Origin of the sequence: Streptomyces araujoniae (genome assembly GCF_050871195.1) — a bacterium.
GTDB lineage: Bacteria > Actinomycetota > Actinomycetes > Streptomycetales > Streptomycetaceae > Streptomyces > Streptomyces bacillaris.
This window is the reverse complement of the sequence record NZ_CP194070.1, coordinates 543,852-559,996: the sequence shown is the minus strand read 5'-3', so window position 1 is coordinate 559,996 and position 16,145 is coordinate 543,852. Positions and strand designations below refer to the sequence as shown.

Sequence of the window (16,145 nt, the reverse complement as noted above, 5' to 3'; positions counted from 1 at the left end):
TACCTCTCCAGCCCCTCCCCACCACCGAAGAACCCACCGATCCACCGATCCACCACCCTCAACCTCCCTCCTCGGAAGGCGATCTCCATGGCCGAGTCCGCGTCCCTCCTCTTCAACCCGCGCACCTACGACCCCCAGCACTTCGACCCGGAGACCCGCAGGCTGCTGCGCGCCACCGTCGACTGGTTCGAGGAGCGGGGCAAGCGCCGGCTGATCGAGGACTACCGCTCCCGCGCCTGGCTCGGTGACTTCCTCGCCTTCGCCGCGAAGGAGGGCCTGTTCGCCACCTTCCTCACCCCGGCCGCCGCCGCGAAGGAGCAGGACCAGCGCTGGGACACCGCCCGGATCGCCGCCCTCAACGAGATCTTCGGCTTCTACGGCCTCGACTACTGGTACGCCTGGCAGGTGACCATCCTCGGCCTCGGCCCGGTCTGGCAGAGCGACAACGCCGACGCCCGCGCGCGGGCCGCCGAACTCCTCGCCCAGGGTGAGGTGTTCGCCTTCGGCCTCTCCGAGAGGACGCACGGCGCCGACATCTACTCCACCGACATGCTGCTGACCCCCGACGGCGACGGCGGCTTCCTGGCCTCCGGCTCCAAGTACTACATCGGCAACGGCAACGCCGCCGGTCTGGTCTCCGTCTTCGGCCGCCGCACCGACGTCGAGGGCCCCGACGGCTACGTGTTCTTCGCCGCCGACAGCCGCCACGACGCCTACCACCTGGTGAAGAACGTCGTCGACTCCTCCAAGTACGTCAGCGAGTTCCGCCTCGCCGACTACCCGGTCGCGCCCGCCGACATCCTGCACACCGGCCGCGCCGCCTTCGACGCCGCGCTGAACACCGTGAACGTCGGCAAGTTCAACCTCTGCACCGCCTCGATCGGCATCTGCGAGCACGCGATGTACGAGGCCGTCACCCACGCGAGCAACCGCATCCTCTACGGCCGCCCGGTCACCGCCTTCCCGCACGTGCGCCGCGAGCTGACCGACGCCTACGTCCGGCTCGTCGGGATGAAGCTCTTCAGCGACCGCGCCGTGGACTACTTCCGCTCCGCCGGCCCCGACGACCGCCGCTACCTCCTCTTCAACCCGATGACGAAGATGAAGGTGACCACGGAGGGCGAGAAGGTCATCGACCTGATGTGGGACGTCATCGCCGCCAAGGGATTCGAGAAGGACAACTACTTCGCCCAGGCCGCCATCGAGATCCGGGGCCTGCCGAAGCTTGAGGGCACGGTCCACGTCAACCTCGCGCTGATCCTCAAGTTCATGCGCAACCACCTGCTGAACCCCGTCGACCACCCGCCCGTCCCCTCCCGCCTGGACGCGGCCGACGACGACTTCCTGTTCCGGCAGGGACCGGCCCGGGGGCTGGGCTCCGTACGCTTCCACGACTGGCGCCCCGCCTTCGACGCGTACGCGGAGGTCCCCAACGTCGCCCGGTTCCGCGAGCAGGCCGACGCCCTGTGCGCCTTCGTCGAGACCGCCGCCCCCGACGAGGAGCAGAGCCGCGACCTGGACCTCCTCCTCGCCGTGGGCCAGCTCTTCGCCCTCGTCGTCCACGGCCAGCTCATCCTGGAGCAGGCCCGGCTCACCGGCCTGGACGAGGACCTGCTGGACGAGCTGTTCGCCGTCCTCGTCCGCGACTTCTCCGCGCACGCCGTCGAACTCCACGGCAAGGACTCCGCCACCGGGGCGCAGCAGGAATGGGCGCTCGCCGCCGTACGGCGGCCCGTCGTCGACGCCGGGCGTTCGGCCCGGATCTGGGAGCGTGTGGAGGCGCTGTCGGGGGCGTACGAGATGGCCGAATAGGCCCCCGGACGAGCCCCGGCTCACTCCGGGATCGTCAGCCGGCGGGTGACGCGCAGCGCCGAGGACAGGAGCTGGTCCCTGACCTCGCTGGTCCGGTACATCCGGTCCGAGCGGAAGGAGATGCCGAGCGAGCCGACCTGGTCGCCGCGGTACACGCGTACGGCGACACAGGTCGTGCCGCGGCGGTACTCCTCCCGGTCCCGGGCCAGCGGGGCCATCGGCGGGGAGTCCAGCTCCCGGATCAGCTCCTCGCGGCGGGTGATGGTGTGGGACGTGAGATCGGCCAGGGGGTGGCGGGAGAGGTAGCCGGCGCGTGCCTCCTCGTCCAGGCCGCCCAGCACGCTCTTGCCCAGGGCCGTGGCGTGCCCGGCGTCCTCGAAGCGGACCCAGAGGTCGACCCGGGGCGCCCGGGGGCTGTCCACGATCTGGAGGACCCGGATCTCCCCCTCGTCGTACAGCGTCAGATACGCGGCGGCGGAGAGGCGGTCGCGCAGGGAGGACAGCAGGGGGCGCAGCCGCTCGGCCCAGGTGGAGTCGCCGGGCGGGGTGAGCGGGGGCGGGCCCTGGTCGGGGAGGGCGTACGCCCCGTCGTCCAGCTCCCGCAGATAGCCGTCCTCGACGAGCGCCCGCAGGTGCTCCTCGGCCACGGGCCGCGACAGCTCGGCCTCCCGGGCCAGCCGCTCCGCCGGCGCGCCCGTGGGGTGCGCCCCCGCGGACTCCAGCAACCGGAGGTCCCGCCGGACGGACACGGAAGGCTCGGGGCCGGCCTGGTCGCCCATGCCACCAGCATGGACCCGGCACCGGGGTGCGGCATCTCGGATACGGAATCCCGTGGTGGGCGGGCGCCCCGGTGGCCCGGGGCGCCCGCCCGTCGCCTCACCCGGTCACGGGGCCGCGCCGCCGGGACCGTGCCTCACCCGGTCACGGGCCCCGTTCCCGGGACGGCTCCTCATCCGGTCACGGTGAACGCGGGGGACGTGCCCGTGAACGGGGTGATCTTCCCCAGCAGGTTCTTCGTGTCCCCGTGGTGCACGATCCGGTAGGTGCCGGGCGCGGTGTCCGCCCCGATCCTCCAGGTGACCGTGGCCTTCGACGTGCCCGTCAGCCCGTTGAGCCGGGTCCAGCGGTACGTGGTCTCCCAGTCGCCGTCGTCCAGCACCCGGGTCCACCGTCCGTCGGCCTCCTGACGCTGGACCTCCAGGAACGTGCCGCCCCGGCGCAGGTTGTTCTTCGGGTGGCCGGTGGCGAACTCGACGGTGGCTGTGGAACCGCGGGCGTACGAGGAGGCCGGGCCGGTCAGCACCGAGCCGAACGACTTGCCCAGCGGCGCGCTGTCGTAGACCACGCCCGTCTGGAACGTGAACTGCCGGGCCGACTCGTCCGGCGGCAGCGTGCCCCGCTCCACCGGGGTGCCCTGGCGCAGGGCGGCCGCGACCCGCGCGTACTCCTGCTGGTAGGCGGGGAGCGTGTGGCGGCCGTAGAGGGTGGAGCCGCCCTCGTAGTTCTGGGTCTCGTACTCCTCCGGCGTCGTCACGTACTGGCTGTAGGCGTTGGCGTACCCCTGGAGCAGCACCCGCTCCAGCGGGACCCCCAGCTCCTGCGCCACGGTCCGGCGGACCCGCAGCCCGGCGGTGATGGTGAACTCACCCGGCCCCGCGACCAGGTACAGCTCCCCGATCCGCATGATCTGGAGCGGCAGGATCTTCGGGGTCACCGGGTGGACGTTGCTCAGCAGCCCCGTCGGTATCAGGCTCGCCTTGGGGTACTGGCAGGTGGCCAGCCAGGACGGGGTGTCGATGCGCAGGGCGTCGATGATGCCGGCGACCGGGGTGCGCGTGCCCTCCTCGAAGCCGGGGATCGCCGGGCCGTCCTCCACACTGCCCGCGAGCGTGGAGGCGCCCACGACGGCGGGACACGTGCGGGCCTCCTTGCCGTCGCTCGTGTACTGCCCGCGTACGGTGACGTTCTCCATGTCCACGTAGGTGAGGCGGGCGTCCACCCCGCCCGAGACCGGCTTCGCGTCCCGGTAGACCTCGCGGGCCTTGTCGAGCTGGCGCTCACCGATGATGCGGGCGTTCTCGAACTCGTCCTCCGTGGGCCCCGATCCGGGCTTGAGGTTGAGGTTGGGGGACATGTCACCGGCGTTGGTGTTGGGGAACGCGGCGACGAATCCCGGGGTGTTGTCGAGATAGCGCACGCCTTCGTGGTCGTGCTCCCAGGCATAGGAGGCGTAGCCCTTGTTGTCCGGGCTGATCAGCGTGTTCTTGTTGGTGATGGAGGTGTTGTGGGTGGCGAACCAGCTGATCGCGCCCGCGTCCGTGGAGCCCTGCCGGAACCGCAGCACGGTCATCGCCGGGTCGATCCCGCCGGGGAAGGCCGCCCGGTCGGCCGCCGGGTTGCGGTCGAAGGCCTCCCGGGAGCGGTTGACGCTGGCGTTGGTGAGGGTGCCGGTGCCCAGGCTGATGGAGCCGGGCTTCAGGTCGTCGTGGGCCTTGGCCACGGACTCCGCTATGCCATCGACGATCGCCCGGTAGGTGCCGTTCTGGAAGCCGAGCACAGAGAGGTTGTACGCCACGTGGTGGGAGTAGCCGCCGGGGCCCGAGTGGGTGTGGGTGGCGGAGAGGAGGACGTTCTCCTCCCCGTACAGGCTGCCGTACCGCTCCTGGAGGCGGGCGAGGACGCCCTGCCGTACCGACTGGAAGATCATCGCCAGGTCGGCGTTGACATAGACCACGCGCTTGCCGCTCGCCCGGTCCACCACCACGTACGCGCGCGACCGCTGTCGCTGGTGGATGCCGGACGTCTTCTGGTCGAAGCTGGAGTACCCCATCATCCCGGTCTCGGCGGCCTCCCCGGTGACATCGGCGATGCCGCGTCCGACGAGGTACTCGGCTTCCGCGGCAGCGGCCTGCGAGTCCGGGGTGCTCCGCGAGGCGGCCGCGGGGGAGGGGGCGCCGAGCGTGACGGCTCCCAGGGCCGCGGCGAGCGCGAGGGCGGCGAGCCTGCGACGCGAGCGCGGGGAGGGGGTGGGGGACGGTGGCATCTGACCTCCTGGGGCGGGAGAGGTGCGGGCCGCCGGGGCCCGGTCGGTGGCTCACCGACAGGGGCGGGACCCGGAGCGCTGCCCCGACGGTAGAGGGGCACGACCTGCGCCGCATAGGTCTCTACCGACGGGTAAATGAACAAACCTCAGGAAAATCTGCTCCCGTGAACCCGGTCGGACCGGCGTGACGCCGTTGATCCGCAGGAGGAATGACGAGCTGTCAGTACTTTTCCGGGTTCCGCTCCGCCCGACAGGTGGCGCCGGAACCGGCCCGCTCCAGCTCCACCAGGTAGGCGTCGACCTTCGCGGTGACGCAGGCGTCGCCACGGCCGTACGCGGTGTGGCCCAGCCCTTCGTAGGTGAGCAGCATCCCGGCCGGGAACTGCCCCGCGCGGCTCACCGCCTCCGCGTACGGCGTGGACGGGTCGCCCGTCGTTCCCACGACCAGGACCGGTGGCACACCCTCCGCCGCCACCCGGTGCGGCCGCCGCACGCCGGAGGGCCAGTCGCGGCAGGTGAGTTCGGCGGTCACGCCGGCGGTGCCGTAGACCCCGGCGCCTGGCGGTGTCGTCCTCCACCAGCAGCACTCTCACCGCGCCACCCCGGGTGACCTGCGGCGCACCGGCGTTCAGCGGCCGAGCTCCCCGCCCGGCACCCTCCCGTCGGGAAGGAACAGCACCGAGTTGATGTAGCGGGTGCGCCGCGGCACCAACGCCCGGCGCAGCAGACCCTGATGGACCAGGTGCTCCGTCCTCGCCTGGTGGGCGGGCAGGTCGAAGCCGGTCAGCGGGGTCCAGCGGCGGCCCGTCAGGACCCACCCCGCGTACCCGAGGCCGGTGAGCAGGGCGACCGCCGGGCCGATCGGTCCGAGCCGGCTCTCCAGCTCGACGAGCAGCGCCGGACGGTCCCTGCGCAGCAGCTCCGCCGCGCCCCGCAGCGCCGCCACCTCCGCCCCGTCGACGTCCATCTTCACGAAGCCGACCCCGCGCAGGCCGAGGCCGTCGACGGTGAGGGACTCCACCTCGACGCTGTGCGCGTGGATGTCGCGCCGCTCCAGCGAGGAGACCCCGCGGTCGCCCTCGTCCCCTTCCGGGAACCAGAGCCGGACCCGGTCGCCCGCCCGGTCCGTCGCCGCGCCCTGCACCACCCGGGCGTTGGGCGGCAGCGTACGGCGCAGATGGTCGGCCAGATGCGGTACGGGTTCGACGGTGACGACCTCCGCGCAGCGCCGGGCGAGCCGCCGCGACCAGGGCCCGTACCAGCCGCCGATGTCCACGGCGGTGGACCCGGCCGGGCAGAAGTCGGCCAGCCGGCGCAGCTCCGGCTCGAAGCGCGGGTAGAGGGCGACGGCGGCGGAGGCGACCAGGCCGGTGGGCAGCCGGGACGCCACCGCCGCCGCGAACGTGGTCACGTGGCCGGGGCCTTCCGGAGTGCCAGGAACCTCTCGTGCTCATCGGCACCGGTCTTCCGGCCCGAGGAGGGCAGCAGCTGCGGTATGCCCTCCAGGATGGGGTAACTCAGGCGCAGCCGGGGGTTGTAGAGCGCCTCCTCGTCGGTGAGCAGGGTGAGCGGACCCTTGTCGAGCGGGCAGGCCAGGATCGTGAGCAGCGGATCGTCGGGGTTCATCGGGGCTCCCTCGGGGACGGGGTCGGTCGGAGTGCGGTGGTCTCGGTGCGGTCAGGACGGGGCCGCCGCCGGGGGCGGGTCGTGGCGGGGCATGGCCAGCAGGACGGTCAGGGCGAGCAGGGTGCCGGCCACCCGCAGGGCCAGCAGCAGCGGATCGTCGGGGAGGGACTCGCCGAAGGCGAGCGTCCCGAGGACGGCGGTGAACAGGCAGGTCACCGTGGTGCAGACGGGCACGATCAGGGAGGCCCGGCAGCGTTGCAGGGCCGTCTGGGACATGACGAGACCGGCCACGGCGGTGAAGAGCAGCAGATAGGGATAGGGCGAGCCGAACAGCGAACGGGCCGCCTCCCCGAGGTCGGTGGTGGTCAGCCGGCTGGAGGTGCCCTTGACGGCCAGCGAGCTGACGCCGTACAGCAGCCCCACCGCCACCCCGTAACCGATACCGCTGGTCGGCACCCGGTGGCGGTTGTGCGCCCGGCTCTCCACCCGTACGTAGAGCCAGACGCCCGCCGCCAGCGCCGGTACGCAGACCAGGAGCACCAGCATCCAGGGGGCGCCGCTGCCCACGGTGTCCTCGCCCTCGCGCACCGAGGCGACGACCATGAGCAGGGCCACCAGGACCCCGCCCAGCGCGTACCGTTCGCGCCCGGTCGACTCCTCGCCGAGGACGGTGGAGGAGAGCAGGAGCAGCAGCACCAGGCCGGAGACGAAGATGCCCTGGGCCGCCGCGATCGGCAGCGCCCGGTAGACCACCAGCTGGGCCGCGAATCCGGCCGCGAGCGCCAGCGCGCCCACGATCCACAGCGGGCTGGTGAGCAGCACGAGGATGACGCGCAGCGGCCGGCCCGCGGAGAGCGCGGGCAGCTTGCCGAGCGCCCGCTTCTCCACCACGAACCCCACGCTGTACAGCAGGTTGGCCACCAGCGCGGCCCCCACACCCCACCACATCGCGCTATCGCCGCCGAGCGTGGGCCAGCAGGATGGACGCCGCTCCGGGCACCGCGCACGCCGCCCGGTCCACCAGCCGCAGCGGGCGCGGCACCCCGTGGAAGGGGGCGCCGGTGATCTTCACGTCCTCGAAGCCGGAGGCGGTGAGGAAGGAGCGGAGCGCGCGGGCGGTGTAGAGCCGGAGATGGCCCACCACCTCCGAGCCGGGGCGGCCGTGGATGCCGCGCAGACTCACCTCGGAGAAGACCGGCTGCACCCCGGCGAGCAGCAGCGCCCGGTTGTACCAGGCGGCCAGGTTCGGGGTGGACAGCATCAGATGGCCGCCCGGCTTCAGGATCCGCCGCAGCTCGTCCAGCGCCTGGTCCGGGTCGACCAGGTGCTCCAGGATCTCGCTGAACAGCACCGCGTCCGCGCACCCGTCGGCGAGCGGGAGCCCCCCGTGCTCCAGCTCGCCCCGGACCACCGCGCCCATCCGGGGGCGGGCCCGGCGCAGCGCGTCCTGCGACCAGTCGACGCCGATCAGGCGGTGCCCGGCCAGCAGCGGGGCGGCGGTGGCGGCGGCCGTCCCGTCGCCGCAGCCGACGTCCACCACGGTCCCGCCGGGCCGCCCGGCGAGGGCGGCGGCCAGCAGCCGGGCCTGGCGCAGGCTGCGCCCGTCGCCGGAGGCCACGGGGACGGCCGGGTTCTCGTAGAAGTCCCGCAGGCCGGGCGGAGGGGCGGCGGGGGTGCCGGTCCCCTGCGAGGCGGCAGCCGGTGCGACGGCCGGGGCCTCCGCCCCGGGCGAGGCGGTGGCGGCCATGGCGGGCGGGGTCTCCGTCCCCTGCGCGGCGGCGGGTTCGGCGGCGGCCCGCGGGAGCGGTGCGGTGTCGGTCATACGGTCTCCGGGGAAGTCGCCGCCAGATGGCGGGTAAACAGGCCGAGCAGCTCCCGGCCGTCCTCGTCGCCCAGCAGGGCCCGCGACCAGCGCAGGGCCAGATGGAGCCGGCCGCCGGTGGACGCGGTGGTGAACGTGAGCCCTCTCGGCAGCCGGGCCGGGGCGGAGATCCACAGGGCACCGGACCTCCCCGCGTCACCGAAGTCCAGCGCGTACGGGATCCGGCCGATGTTGCTGAGCAGCGTCGTGGAGGTCCACGGCCCCGCCAGCACCCGCAGTCCCCGGGTGTACGCCGCACGCGCGGCCACGGGGAGCAGCGGGGTGGTCAACAGCGATACGGAACGCCCCAGTTGGGGGCGGTGCAGCGCCTTGAGGGCCCGGGTGCGCTCGGCGGTCAGCCGCAGGAGTACGGGGATGTCCGCGCCGGGCGCCACCTCGGCGGGGCCGAAGCCGACCTCGACCAGCCGGGTGCCGTTGCCGATGGGCATCCCGGGCCCCCGGTCGCGGTCGTCGACGGGCATGGTGATGCGCAGCGGCCGCTCGGGCGCTCCCTGCCGCCGGTTCCAGTCGGCCACCGTCAGCGCGGTGGCGACCATCAGCTGGTCGTTCACCGTGTACGGGGCGCCCGACTCCCGTCGCGGCACCGGCAGTTCGACCAGCAGCTGGGAGTTGCCCGGCACCCTGCCCGGGGTGCCCGCCGCCACCCGGGCGGGCCGGGAGAGGGCCGGGGCCCCGGAGCGCGGGGGCGCCGGGGCCGTGGCCGGACGGGCCGGGGCGGCCGGCGCCGGCGCCGTCCGCCCGCTGTAGATCTCGGCGGCGGTGGCCGCCAGCCGCAGACAGGCGGGCCCGTCCATGGCGGTGTGGTGCACGGTGAGCACCAGCACGCACCCCTCCCTCCCCGGCTCCTCCACCACGGTGACCCGCAGCGGAGGGGAGAGGGTGAGCGGCGGCGCGGCGGCGAGCGAGTCCGCCCGCGCCCGGTCCAGCGCCCCGGGCGCGGCGGGCGGGAAGCCGACCGGGTCCCGGTCCGGGGCGTCGGTCAGCTCCCACTCGTACCGCCGGGCGAACGGGCCGCGCGGCCGCTCCCGCATCAGCGCCCGCGGATGGCGGGCCAGCGACGCGGCGAACGCGGCCCGCAGCCGGTCCTCCTCCAGCCGCCCGGGCAGATGGACCTCGATGTGGATGGTGCTCGGCTCCGCGTCCTGCGCGCAGTGCCGGTCCACCTCGTCCACGACGGGGAACGGAACCCGGGGCAGCCGCCCGGCCGCGAGCGGCCGGGCGGGGTGCGTGGCGGTCATCCGTTGGGTCCTCCGCCGTCGGACGGGGAGGCCGGGGATCCCGGACCGCGCGTGGGCGGTTCCGTGCGCTCCTTCCCGAGGTGCGGCTTCCCGGTGCCCGAACCGGTGCCGGTGCCGTCCGGCTTCCTGGCGTCGGCCGAGAGGGTCCGGCCGGACGACGGCACCGCCTGCTGCGGGATCGTCGCCTCGGTGTCCCCGCCACCGGCCGCCACGGCCGTGGGCTCCGGGGAGCGGCCCGCGGCGCGTCGGCCCCGGCCCGGGGCGCCGACCGTGACCAGTGCGGCGAACAGGGCGATCAGCGCCAGGAGTTGGGCGGTGGCCCCGAAGGCGCCCTCGCCCCTGGCCGTGTACTCCCCGGTGCCGATGGCCACGACCACCCCGGCCGCCGCCATCGAGGCGAAGGCGACCGGTGCGAGCCACGACGGACGGAAGTGGGCGAGCACCGCGAGGACGGGCACCACCAGGGCGACCGGACCCGCGATCACGATGCCCACCAGGGTGAGCGCCACCGTGCCCAGGATCAGCCCCGGACCCGGCGGAACCGGCTGATCCGCACCCTCGTACGCACCCTCCGCACCACCGGAGTCCCGGCGGCGGCCGAACGCGAGCCCGACCAGCACCAGGAAGAGCACCGCGGCTCCGATCAGCCCCGCCTGGTAGATCCGCGCGGGACCGTACTCCAGGGTGACCGTGCCGCCCTCGCCCTCGGGGACCAGCCACGCCTGCTGCCAGCCGTCGATCCGCAGCGGCGTCAGCTCCTTGCCGTTCAGCGTGGCCTTCCAGCCCTTGTTGTGGTTCTCGTGGAGCTGGAGGTACGAGGCCTCGCCCGCGCCGATGGTCAGCGTGCGGCGGTCGCCCTCGCTCTCCTTGACGTCGACCGTCCGGGCCGTGGCCGCGGGAGCCTTCGTCCCACCCGAGGAGAGGGTGACATCGGTGATCGCGAGCGGACCGGCGTCACCGGCCTCCACCGTGTGGGTCGAGGCGCCCAGCTCCACCTTGCTCTGCTCGGAGCAGAGCGAGACGGCGATGGGGCGACGCTGGGTCAGATCCCCGATCCGGCCCTCCGCCTTGGTCTCCATCAGCGTGCCGCCGACGGCGAGCACCGGACCCTTGCCGCAGGGCAGGCTGAACTCCTTCTCCGGGTCCGGCTGTGGCGAGCGGAACTTGTCCAGCGCCGGGATGTAGACCTCGCTCAGCCCGACCGGCAGCTGCAGCTTGTCTCCGGCGAACGGGTTGTGGACGGTGAGCGGTGCCGTACGGGAGATGGTGATGTCCATCCGGTCGGTCTTGATGGGGGAGAAGCGGGCCATGCCGTTCTCGTCCACCGCCGCCACCGCCGTGCCGTCCGGCGAGCTGATCTGCACCTGCTCGGGCCGGGCGGAGATCCCGCCGGCCGCCGCGAAGACGATCTCCCCGACCTCGGTCGCCTCCGGCCACGACAGGCGCAGTACGGGGCGGTCGCCCGCGATCCACGCCGTGGTGAGGTCACCGTCGGTGAGGTTGCGCGCGGTGAGGTTGGTGCCGAGGCGGGCGGTGGAGTCGGCGGTCACCAGGATCTGGTTGCGCTTGCCCGTCAGCTCGAACAGCAGCTTGTCCAGCGCGTCGCCCGGCACGGGCACCGCACTCGCGGCGACCGTGTACTCCCCGGCCTGCCCGGTGGTGAACTGCCGGTGCAGTCCGGTCTCCGCGGCCACGGCGGAGAGCCCGCCCGGGTCGCTGCCGCGCTTCAGCGCGTAGACCGTCGCGTCGGCACCCTCACGCGGGGCGTCGGCGGGCAGCTCCAGCATCCGGGTCACCTGCACCCCGGGGATGGCGATGTCGCTGAACCCGGCGCCGGTCAGACCCGGGCGCCCCTGCTGGGACTTGAGGATCGTCACCTTCAGCCACTGGGCCGGGCCCTCGGGCGCGGCCACCTCCTGGAGGGAGCCGTCGGGCCGGATCGGACTGTCCTTGTGGCCTTGGTCCGTCTCGACGCGCACCTCGGTCGCCGCCGCCCGCACACCGTTGCCGGGGAGCGGGGTGAGCTGGAGCGAGGCCGGGATCTCCTGCGTACCGGAGAAGTCGATCCGGACCCACTCGCCCTTCGGGGAGGCCGCGGAGCCCTCGGCCCAGGCCGTGTCCGGGTTGCCGTCGAAGGCGTTGACCGGGTCGTACTGCGGCAGATGGAAGAGCCAGTTGCCGACGGACGACGCGGTCACCGACTCGGCACCCCGCAGCACCGCCGTGGTCTGGTGCTCCTCGCCCTCGGTCGGCAGGATCTGGCGCGGCTGCGCACCCGGGTCCTGCTCGGCCTCCGGCGCGTTGCGCTCGTCCGCCGTATAGGTGTGGGACGTGTTGGTGTTGACCAGGCCGAAGCGGGTGTCCGCGCGGCGCAGCCCGTCACCCGCCGCGTAGAGCGACGGCTTCCCCACGCCCGGGTGGGCGTCACCGGCCAGCACGGTGGGCCGGCCCTCCAGGACCCCGGCCGCCGCGAGCGGCAGCAGGGACTCCGGGCCGCCGCTGACCACGGCGGTCGAGGAGACGGGGACGGCGGTCGCCCGGCCGGGACGCTCGGTGCCGGTGGGCGGCTCGTAGATCTCCACCGCCTCCTGGCGCGGGTAGAGCCCCTCGATCTGCACCGGGGTGCCGGCGGCGATCCGGCCGCCGGTCATCACCGGGCCCTCGCTCATGACCCGCTTGTAGCCGGAGGCCTCCAGGGTGCGCTTGACCGTGGTGGTCGGCACGTACCCCAGCTGGTCCGGGTCCAGGTCGTTGCGGACCACGACGTAGTGCAGCCCCGCCCGGTTCAGGAACTCGCTCAGTCCGGGCACCTGCCCGCCGGAGGTCAGCGCCTGCTCGACCGCGTCCATCGCCCGCCGGTTGCCCGGGGTGCCGAAGGGGACGTAGTCGCGCTGGGCGTACGGCGTGTCGGCCAGCACGTCCAGCGGCTGGTCGATCGTGGAGCCCCAGGCGTAGATGCCGTGCGCGGTGGCGGGCACCACGAGGGCCCGGTCGTCCGGCGAGTTCTTCCTGAGCCAGTCCGCGGCCTTCGACCAGTGGTCCGGGATCTCCTTGAACGAACCCGGCTGCAGGATCGACCCGTTGACGTACGGCCAGGCGAGCCCCGGCAGCACGAGCACGGCGGCGACCACCGGGGCCAGCCGGCGCGCCCGCGCCGGCACCCGCCCGTCCTGCCCGCTCCGCCCGAGCCGCAGGGCGAGCACGGCGGTGATGTGGGCCAGTCCGAGCGCCAGGGCGAGGGCCAGACCCGTCTGGAACTTGTAGATGTTGCGGAACGGCACCAGCCAGGTGTCCAGCCACGCCTGCACGGTCCCGTGGAAGAGACCGCCCAGCGCACCGCCGTACCCGGCGAGCGTGACCAGCGCGACGGAGAGCACGGTCAGCACCAGCCAGCGGCGCTCGGGCAGGTCCCGCCGGGCCAGACCGGCCAGACCCAGCGCGGCGGCCAGCGCCGAGCCCAGGATCGTGACGGTCCCGGTGACGACGGTCCACCCGGCGGGCAGCCAGGCCTCGCCGAAGTTCAGATAGCCGACCCAGTTGCCCGCGCCGCGCAGCACCTCGGCCGCCGACATGGTCGTCGTCGTGGTGAACGACGACTCCACGTACGGCATGAAGTTCTCACCGAAGACGCCGAGCAGCAGCAGCGGAACGATCCACCACGCGGTCGCGAGGATCACACCGGGTATCCACCACAGCAGCAGCGCCCGCTTGCGCGGACCCCCCGGCCGGGAGAGCAGATAGAGCCCCACCGGCAGCAGCGAGGCCAGCGTGGACGCCGCGTTCACCCCGCCCATCAGCGGGATCAGCAGCGCGGAACGGGCGGCGGCGATCCGCGGCGCGAGGCGCGCGTCCGTCAGCGGCAGCAGCACCCACGGCAGCATCGCGCCCGGCAGGGCGGCCGCCGAGGTCGAGCCGATCACGATCGTGTACGTCGGCCAGAGCGCGTACACCAGGGCACCGAGCAGCCGGGTGGCCGAGGAGCCGACCCGCAGCCGCTCCGCCAGCCGCAGCGCGCCCCAGAAGGCGGTCGCCACGATCAGCGAGAGCCACAGCCGCTCCGCGAGCCAGGTCGGCACCTGCGCCAGATCCGCCAGCCCGTAGTACGGCAGCATCGGCACCAGGTAGCCGATGTACTGGTCGGCGATCCCGCCGAACCCGTTCCGGCTGTGCCACAGCTCGCCCAGGTCACCGAGGAACCGCCCGGGATCCACGACGACCCCGAGCTTGGTGTCGAACGTCATGCGTCCCGGCGACACCGCCAGGAACGCCGCGAACACCACGGCCCAGACCCCCAGCAGCCAGCGCCGCGAACGGGGCGCCGTACCGTCGGCCGGTCTGCCGGAGGGCGGGTCGCCGCCGTCCGGTGCCTGGTGGGGTGGGAGGTGGACTGCGCTGGTCATGAGCACCGCCGGAGAATGAGAAGGAGGTTCCAGGTGGCGAATTCCCGCACTCCGGGCACCCGGGTGACAAGTTCGGGCAGGACCGGCCAGTACCGCGACCGCGCGGACACGACGTCCACGTCGGTGCGGCCCCGCACATGCCGCAGCGTCGGGCCGACGCCGATCCTGAAGAGGTTCTCGCCGAGGCGGTGCTTGGCCGGCCGGCCGGTGCGCCGCTCGTACCGTGCGCGGGCGCGCTCGGCGCCCAGGTAGTGCCAGGGGGCCCACTCGTGGCCGCCCCACGGCGAGTACCAGTTGGTGAACGAGACGTAGATCAGCCCGCCGGGGCGGGTGATCCGCGCCATCTCGCTGAGAAAGGTGTGGGGGTCCTCGACGTGCTCCAGCACGTTGGAGGAGAAGGTGACATCGGCCACCCCGTCCGCAAGGGGCAGCAGATAGCCGTCCGCGACGACCGCGTCCCGCGGACCCCGCGCCGACCGGTCGCCCAGCACCCCGGCGTCCGGCTCGAAGAGATAGCCCTGCGCACCGCGCCGCCGGAACTCCCGGGTGAAGTAGCCGGGGCCGCCGCCGACGTCGACGACGACCTTCCCCTCCAGGGGGACATGCCGCTCGACCTGGTCCGCCGCGTCCCTGGCCAGCAGGGTGTAGACGGTCTCGGGGTCCTCGGGCTCGCGCAGGAAGGCGCGGAACAGCGAGAGGGAACGGCGGAAGGACGGGTCTTTCACGATCGGGCACCCGCCGGCCAGGACCGCGCACCGCTGATCGCCTCGGCGGCCACGGCCTCCAACTGGGTCACGCTGCTGCTCCACCGGTAGGCGGCGGCCCGCTCGCGCGCGGCCCTGCCCATCGCCTCGCGGCGCTCCTCGTCCAGCGCCAGCGCGCACCAGGCCGCGGCGAAGGACGACTCGCCCCGGGCGAGGATGCCCGTGACCCCGTCCTCGACGGAGTCGCGCAGCCCGGGGACGTCGAAGCCGAGGGTCGGCGTCGACCGGGAACCGGCCTCCGTGACCACCAGCCCCCACCCCTCGACGGCCGCCGGGTGCAGCAGCATCCAGGAGGCGCAGAGCAGCCGGTGCTTCTCCTCCTCGGAGACATGCCCGGCGAACTCCACATCGGGACCGGCGAGCCGCTCCAGCCGCTCGCGCTCGGGACCGTCACCGACGATCACGAGCCGGCCGCCGGTGACGGGCCGGACCCGCTCCCAGAGCTGGAGCAGCAGGTCGATGCGCTTGTAGTCGACCAGCCGGCCGAGCGCCAGGAAGAGCGGGGTCGCGGAGCGTCCGGTCTGCGGGCGCGGCTCCTGGACACCGTTGTTCACCAGCCGTATCCGCTCGTCCGGAACGCCCAGCTCCCGCAGGGCGCTCGCGGTGGACGGGGAGACGGCGATCATCAGATGGTCCCGGTAGGCCCGGGAGAGCGCCCAGTGTTCGAGCTGTCGCCCGGCGCGGGCCACCGGCGCCGGGAACCGCATCTCCCACAGATCGGTGTGGACATGGTTGACCAGGCACACCGTCGGACCCCGGTGCCACAGGGGCGCCAGGTACGGCATGCCGTTGCAGACCTCCACCAGCAGGTCGCAACTGCCGACCTGCCGGGCGAACGCGGAGCGGGCGCCGAGGTAGTGCCCCAGCTGGGAGCCTGCGGAGACGACCCGGTAGGGCCGCCGCGCGGCCTGCCCGCCGCAGAGCAGGGTGACGTCGTGGCCGCGTTCGGTGAGGCCGAGGGCGAGCTGGTCGATGAGCAGCTCGGAGCCGCCCGCGGCCGGGTTGCCCAGGTCGCGGTGGGCGAGGAAGACGATGCGTCTCGGGGAGGCGGGAATCCTGGGGGAGACCGGGCCCTGACCCTGTGGCGCGGCTGCGTGGAGCAGCGGGGGAGGTACGTGCTGGGGCATGGGTGCTCCAACTCGGCTCGGGGAGCGGGGGACTCGGGTGGGGCTGGGACGAGCGGTGAGGGTTCCGGTGCCGGAGGGGCGAGGCGTACGGAAACGGGGTCGGGAGGACGGAAGAGGGAACGGGTGTGAAAGTGGTGCGGTGGGGCGCGGGATCAAGGTGTGACGAGACCGGGGGCCGTGCTTTGGTGGGGATAGACAGTTTTCGTCACGGGTAAGCACCCGGCTACTCACCGATGCGACAACTTGCCGGTAA

11 protein-coding genes and 1 pseudogene are annotated in these 16,145 nt (G+C 73.5%); 1 reads left to right on the top strand and 11 read right to left on the bottom strand.

Annotated elements, in window-relative coordinates; all coding sequences use genetic code 11:
- Positions 1–87: 87 nt before the first annotated feature.
- Positions 88–1,812: an acyl-CoA dehydrogenase family protein gene (locus ACQ9ZG_RS02300; RefSeq protein WP_028418836.1), complete on the top strand. Its 1,725-nt coding sequence runs from the start codon at positions 88–90 to the stop codon at positions 1,810–1,812.
- Positions 1,813–1,832: 20 nt separating this feature from the next.
- Here the strand turns inward: ACQ9ZG_RS02300 and ACQ9ZG_RS02295 are convergent, their stop codons facing one another.
- From ACQ9ZG_RS02295 to ACQ9ZG_RS02245, 11 genes and pseudogenes are all read right to left on the bottom strand, one after another.
- A complete protein-coding gene (locus tag ACQ9ZG_RS02295) occupies positions 1,833–2,591 on the bottom strand; it encodes an IclR family transcriptional regulator (RefSeq protein WP_109914709.1) in 759 nt (252 codons plus the stop codon).
- A 170-nt stretch (positions 2,592–2,761) separates the two neighbouring features.
- Complete coding sequence (locus tag ACQ9ZG_RS02290; RefSeq protein WP_499279759.1) at positions 2,762–4,855, bottom strand: neutral/alkaline ceramidase; 2,094 nt, start codon at positions 4,853–4,855, stop codon at positions 2,762–2,764.
- A 220-nt stretch (positions 4,856–5,075) separates the two neighbouring features.
- Positions 5,076–5,390, bottom strand: a pseudogene (locus ACQ9ZG_RS02285) (alpha/beta hydrolase); the annotation flags it as partial.
- A gap of 93 nt (positions 5,391–5,483) precedes the next feature.
- Positions 5,484–6,266 carry an FkbM family methyltransferase gene (locus tag ACQ9ZG_RS02280; protein WP_109917203.1) on the bottom strand — a complete coding sequence of 261 codons (783 nt, stop codon included), beginning with the start codon at positions 6,264–6,266 and terminating at the stop codon, positions 5,484–5,486.
- Positions 6,263–6,481, bottom strand: coding sequence for a Trm112 family protein (locus tag ACQ9ZG_RS02275; protein ID WP_109917204.1), 219 nt, complete (start codon positions 6,479–6,481; stop codon positions 6,263–6,265). Before ACQ9ZG_RS02275 ends, ACQ9ZG_RS02280 begins: the two co-directional genes overlap by 4 nt.
- Positions 6,482–6,532: 51 nt before the next feature.
- Entirely contained in the window at positions 6,533–7,429 is an 897-nt protein-coding gene (locus ACQ9ZG_RS02270; RefSeq protein WP_028418832.1) for a hypothetical protein, read from the bottom strand.
- Between the two features lie 4 nt (positions 7,430–7,433).
- Positions 7,434–8,303: a class I SAM-dependent methyltransferase gene (locus ACQ9ZG_RS02265; RefSeq protein WP_499279752.1), complete on the bottom strand. Its 870-nt coding sequence runs from the start codon at positions 8,301–8,303 to the stop codon at positions 7,434–7,436.
- The gene (locus ACQ9ZG_RS02260) at positions 8,300–9,601 is read right to left on the bottom strand and encodes a condensation protein (RefSeq protein WP_499279751.1); all 1,302 of its coding nucleotides are present in this window, start codon (positions 9,599–9,601) and stop codon (positions 8,300–8,302) included. The genes ACQ9ZG_RS02265 and ACQ9ZG_RS02260 overlap by 4 nt, the downstream gene beginning before the upstream one ends.
- Positions 9,598–14,001 (bottom strand): alpha-(1->3)-arabinofuranosyltransferase domain-containing protein, encoded by a 4,404-nt coding sequence (locus tag ACQ9ZG_RS02255; protein ID WP_499279750.1) that lies wholly within the window; start codon positions 13,999–14,001, stop codon positions 9,598–9,600. The genes ACQ9ZG_RS02260 and ACQ9ZG_RS02255 overlap by 4 nt, the downstream gene beginning before the upstream one ends.
- Positions 13,998–14,726, bottom strand: coding sequence for a class I SAM-dependent methyltransferase (locus tag ACQ9ZG_RS02250; RefSeq protein ID WP_109917334.1), 729 nt, complete (start codon positions 14,724–14,726; stop codon positions 13,998–14,000). Before ACQ9ZG_RS02250 ends, ACQ9ZG_RS02255 begins: the two co-directional genes overlap by 4 nt.
- Positions 14,723–15,892 (bottom strand): glycosyltransferase family 4 protein, encoded by a 1,170-nt coding sequence (locus ACQ9ZG_RS02245; RefSeq protein ID WP_099218592.1) that lies wholly within the window; start codon positions 15,890–15,892, stop codon positions 14,723–14,725. The genes ACQ9ZG_RS02250 and ACQ9ZG_RS02245 overlap by 4 nt, the downstream gene beginning before the upstream one ends.
- Positions 15,893–16,145: the final 253 nt, after the last annotated feature.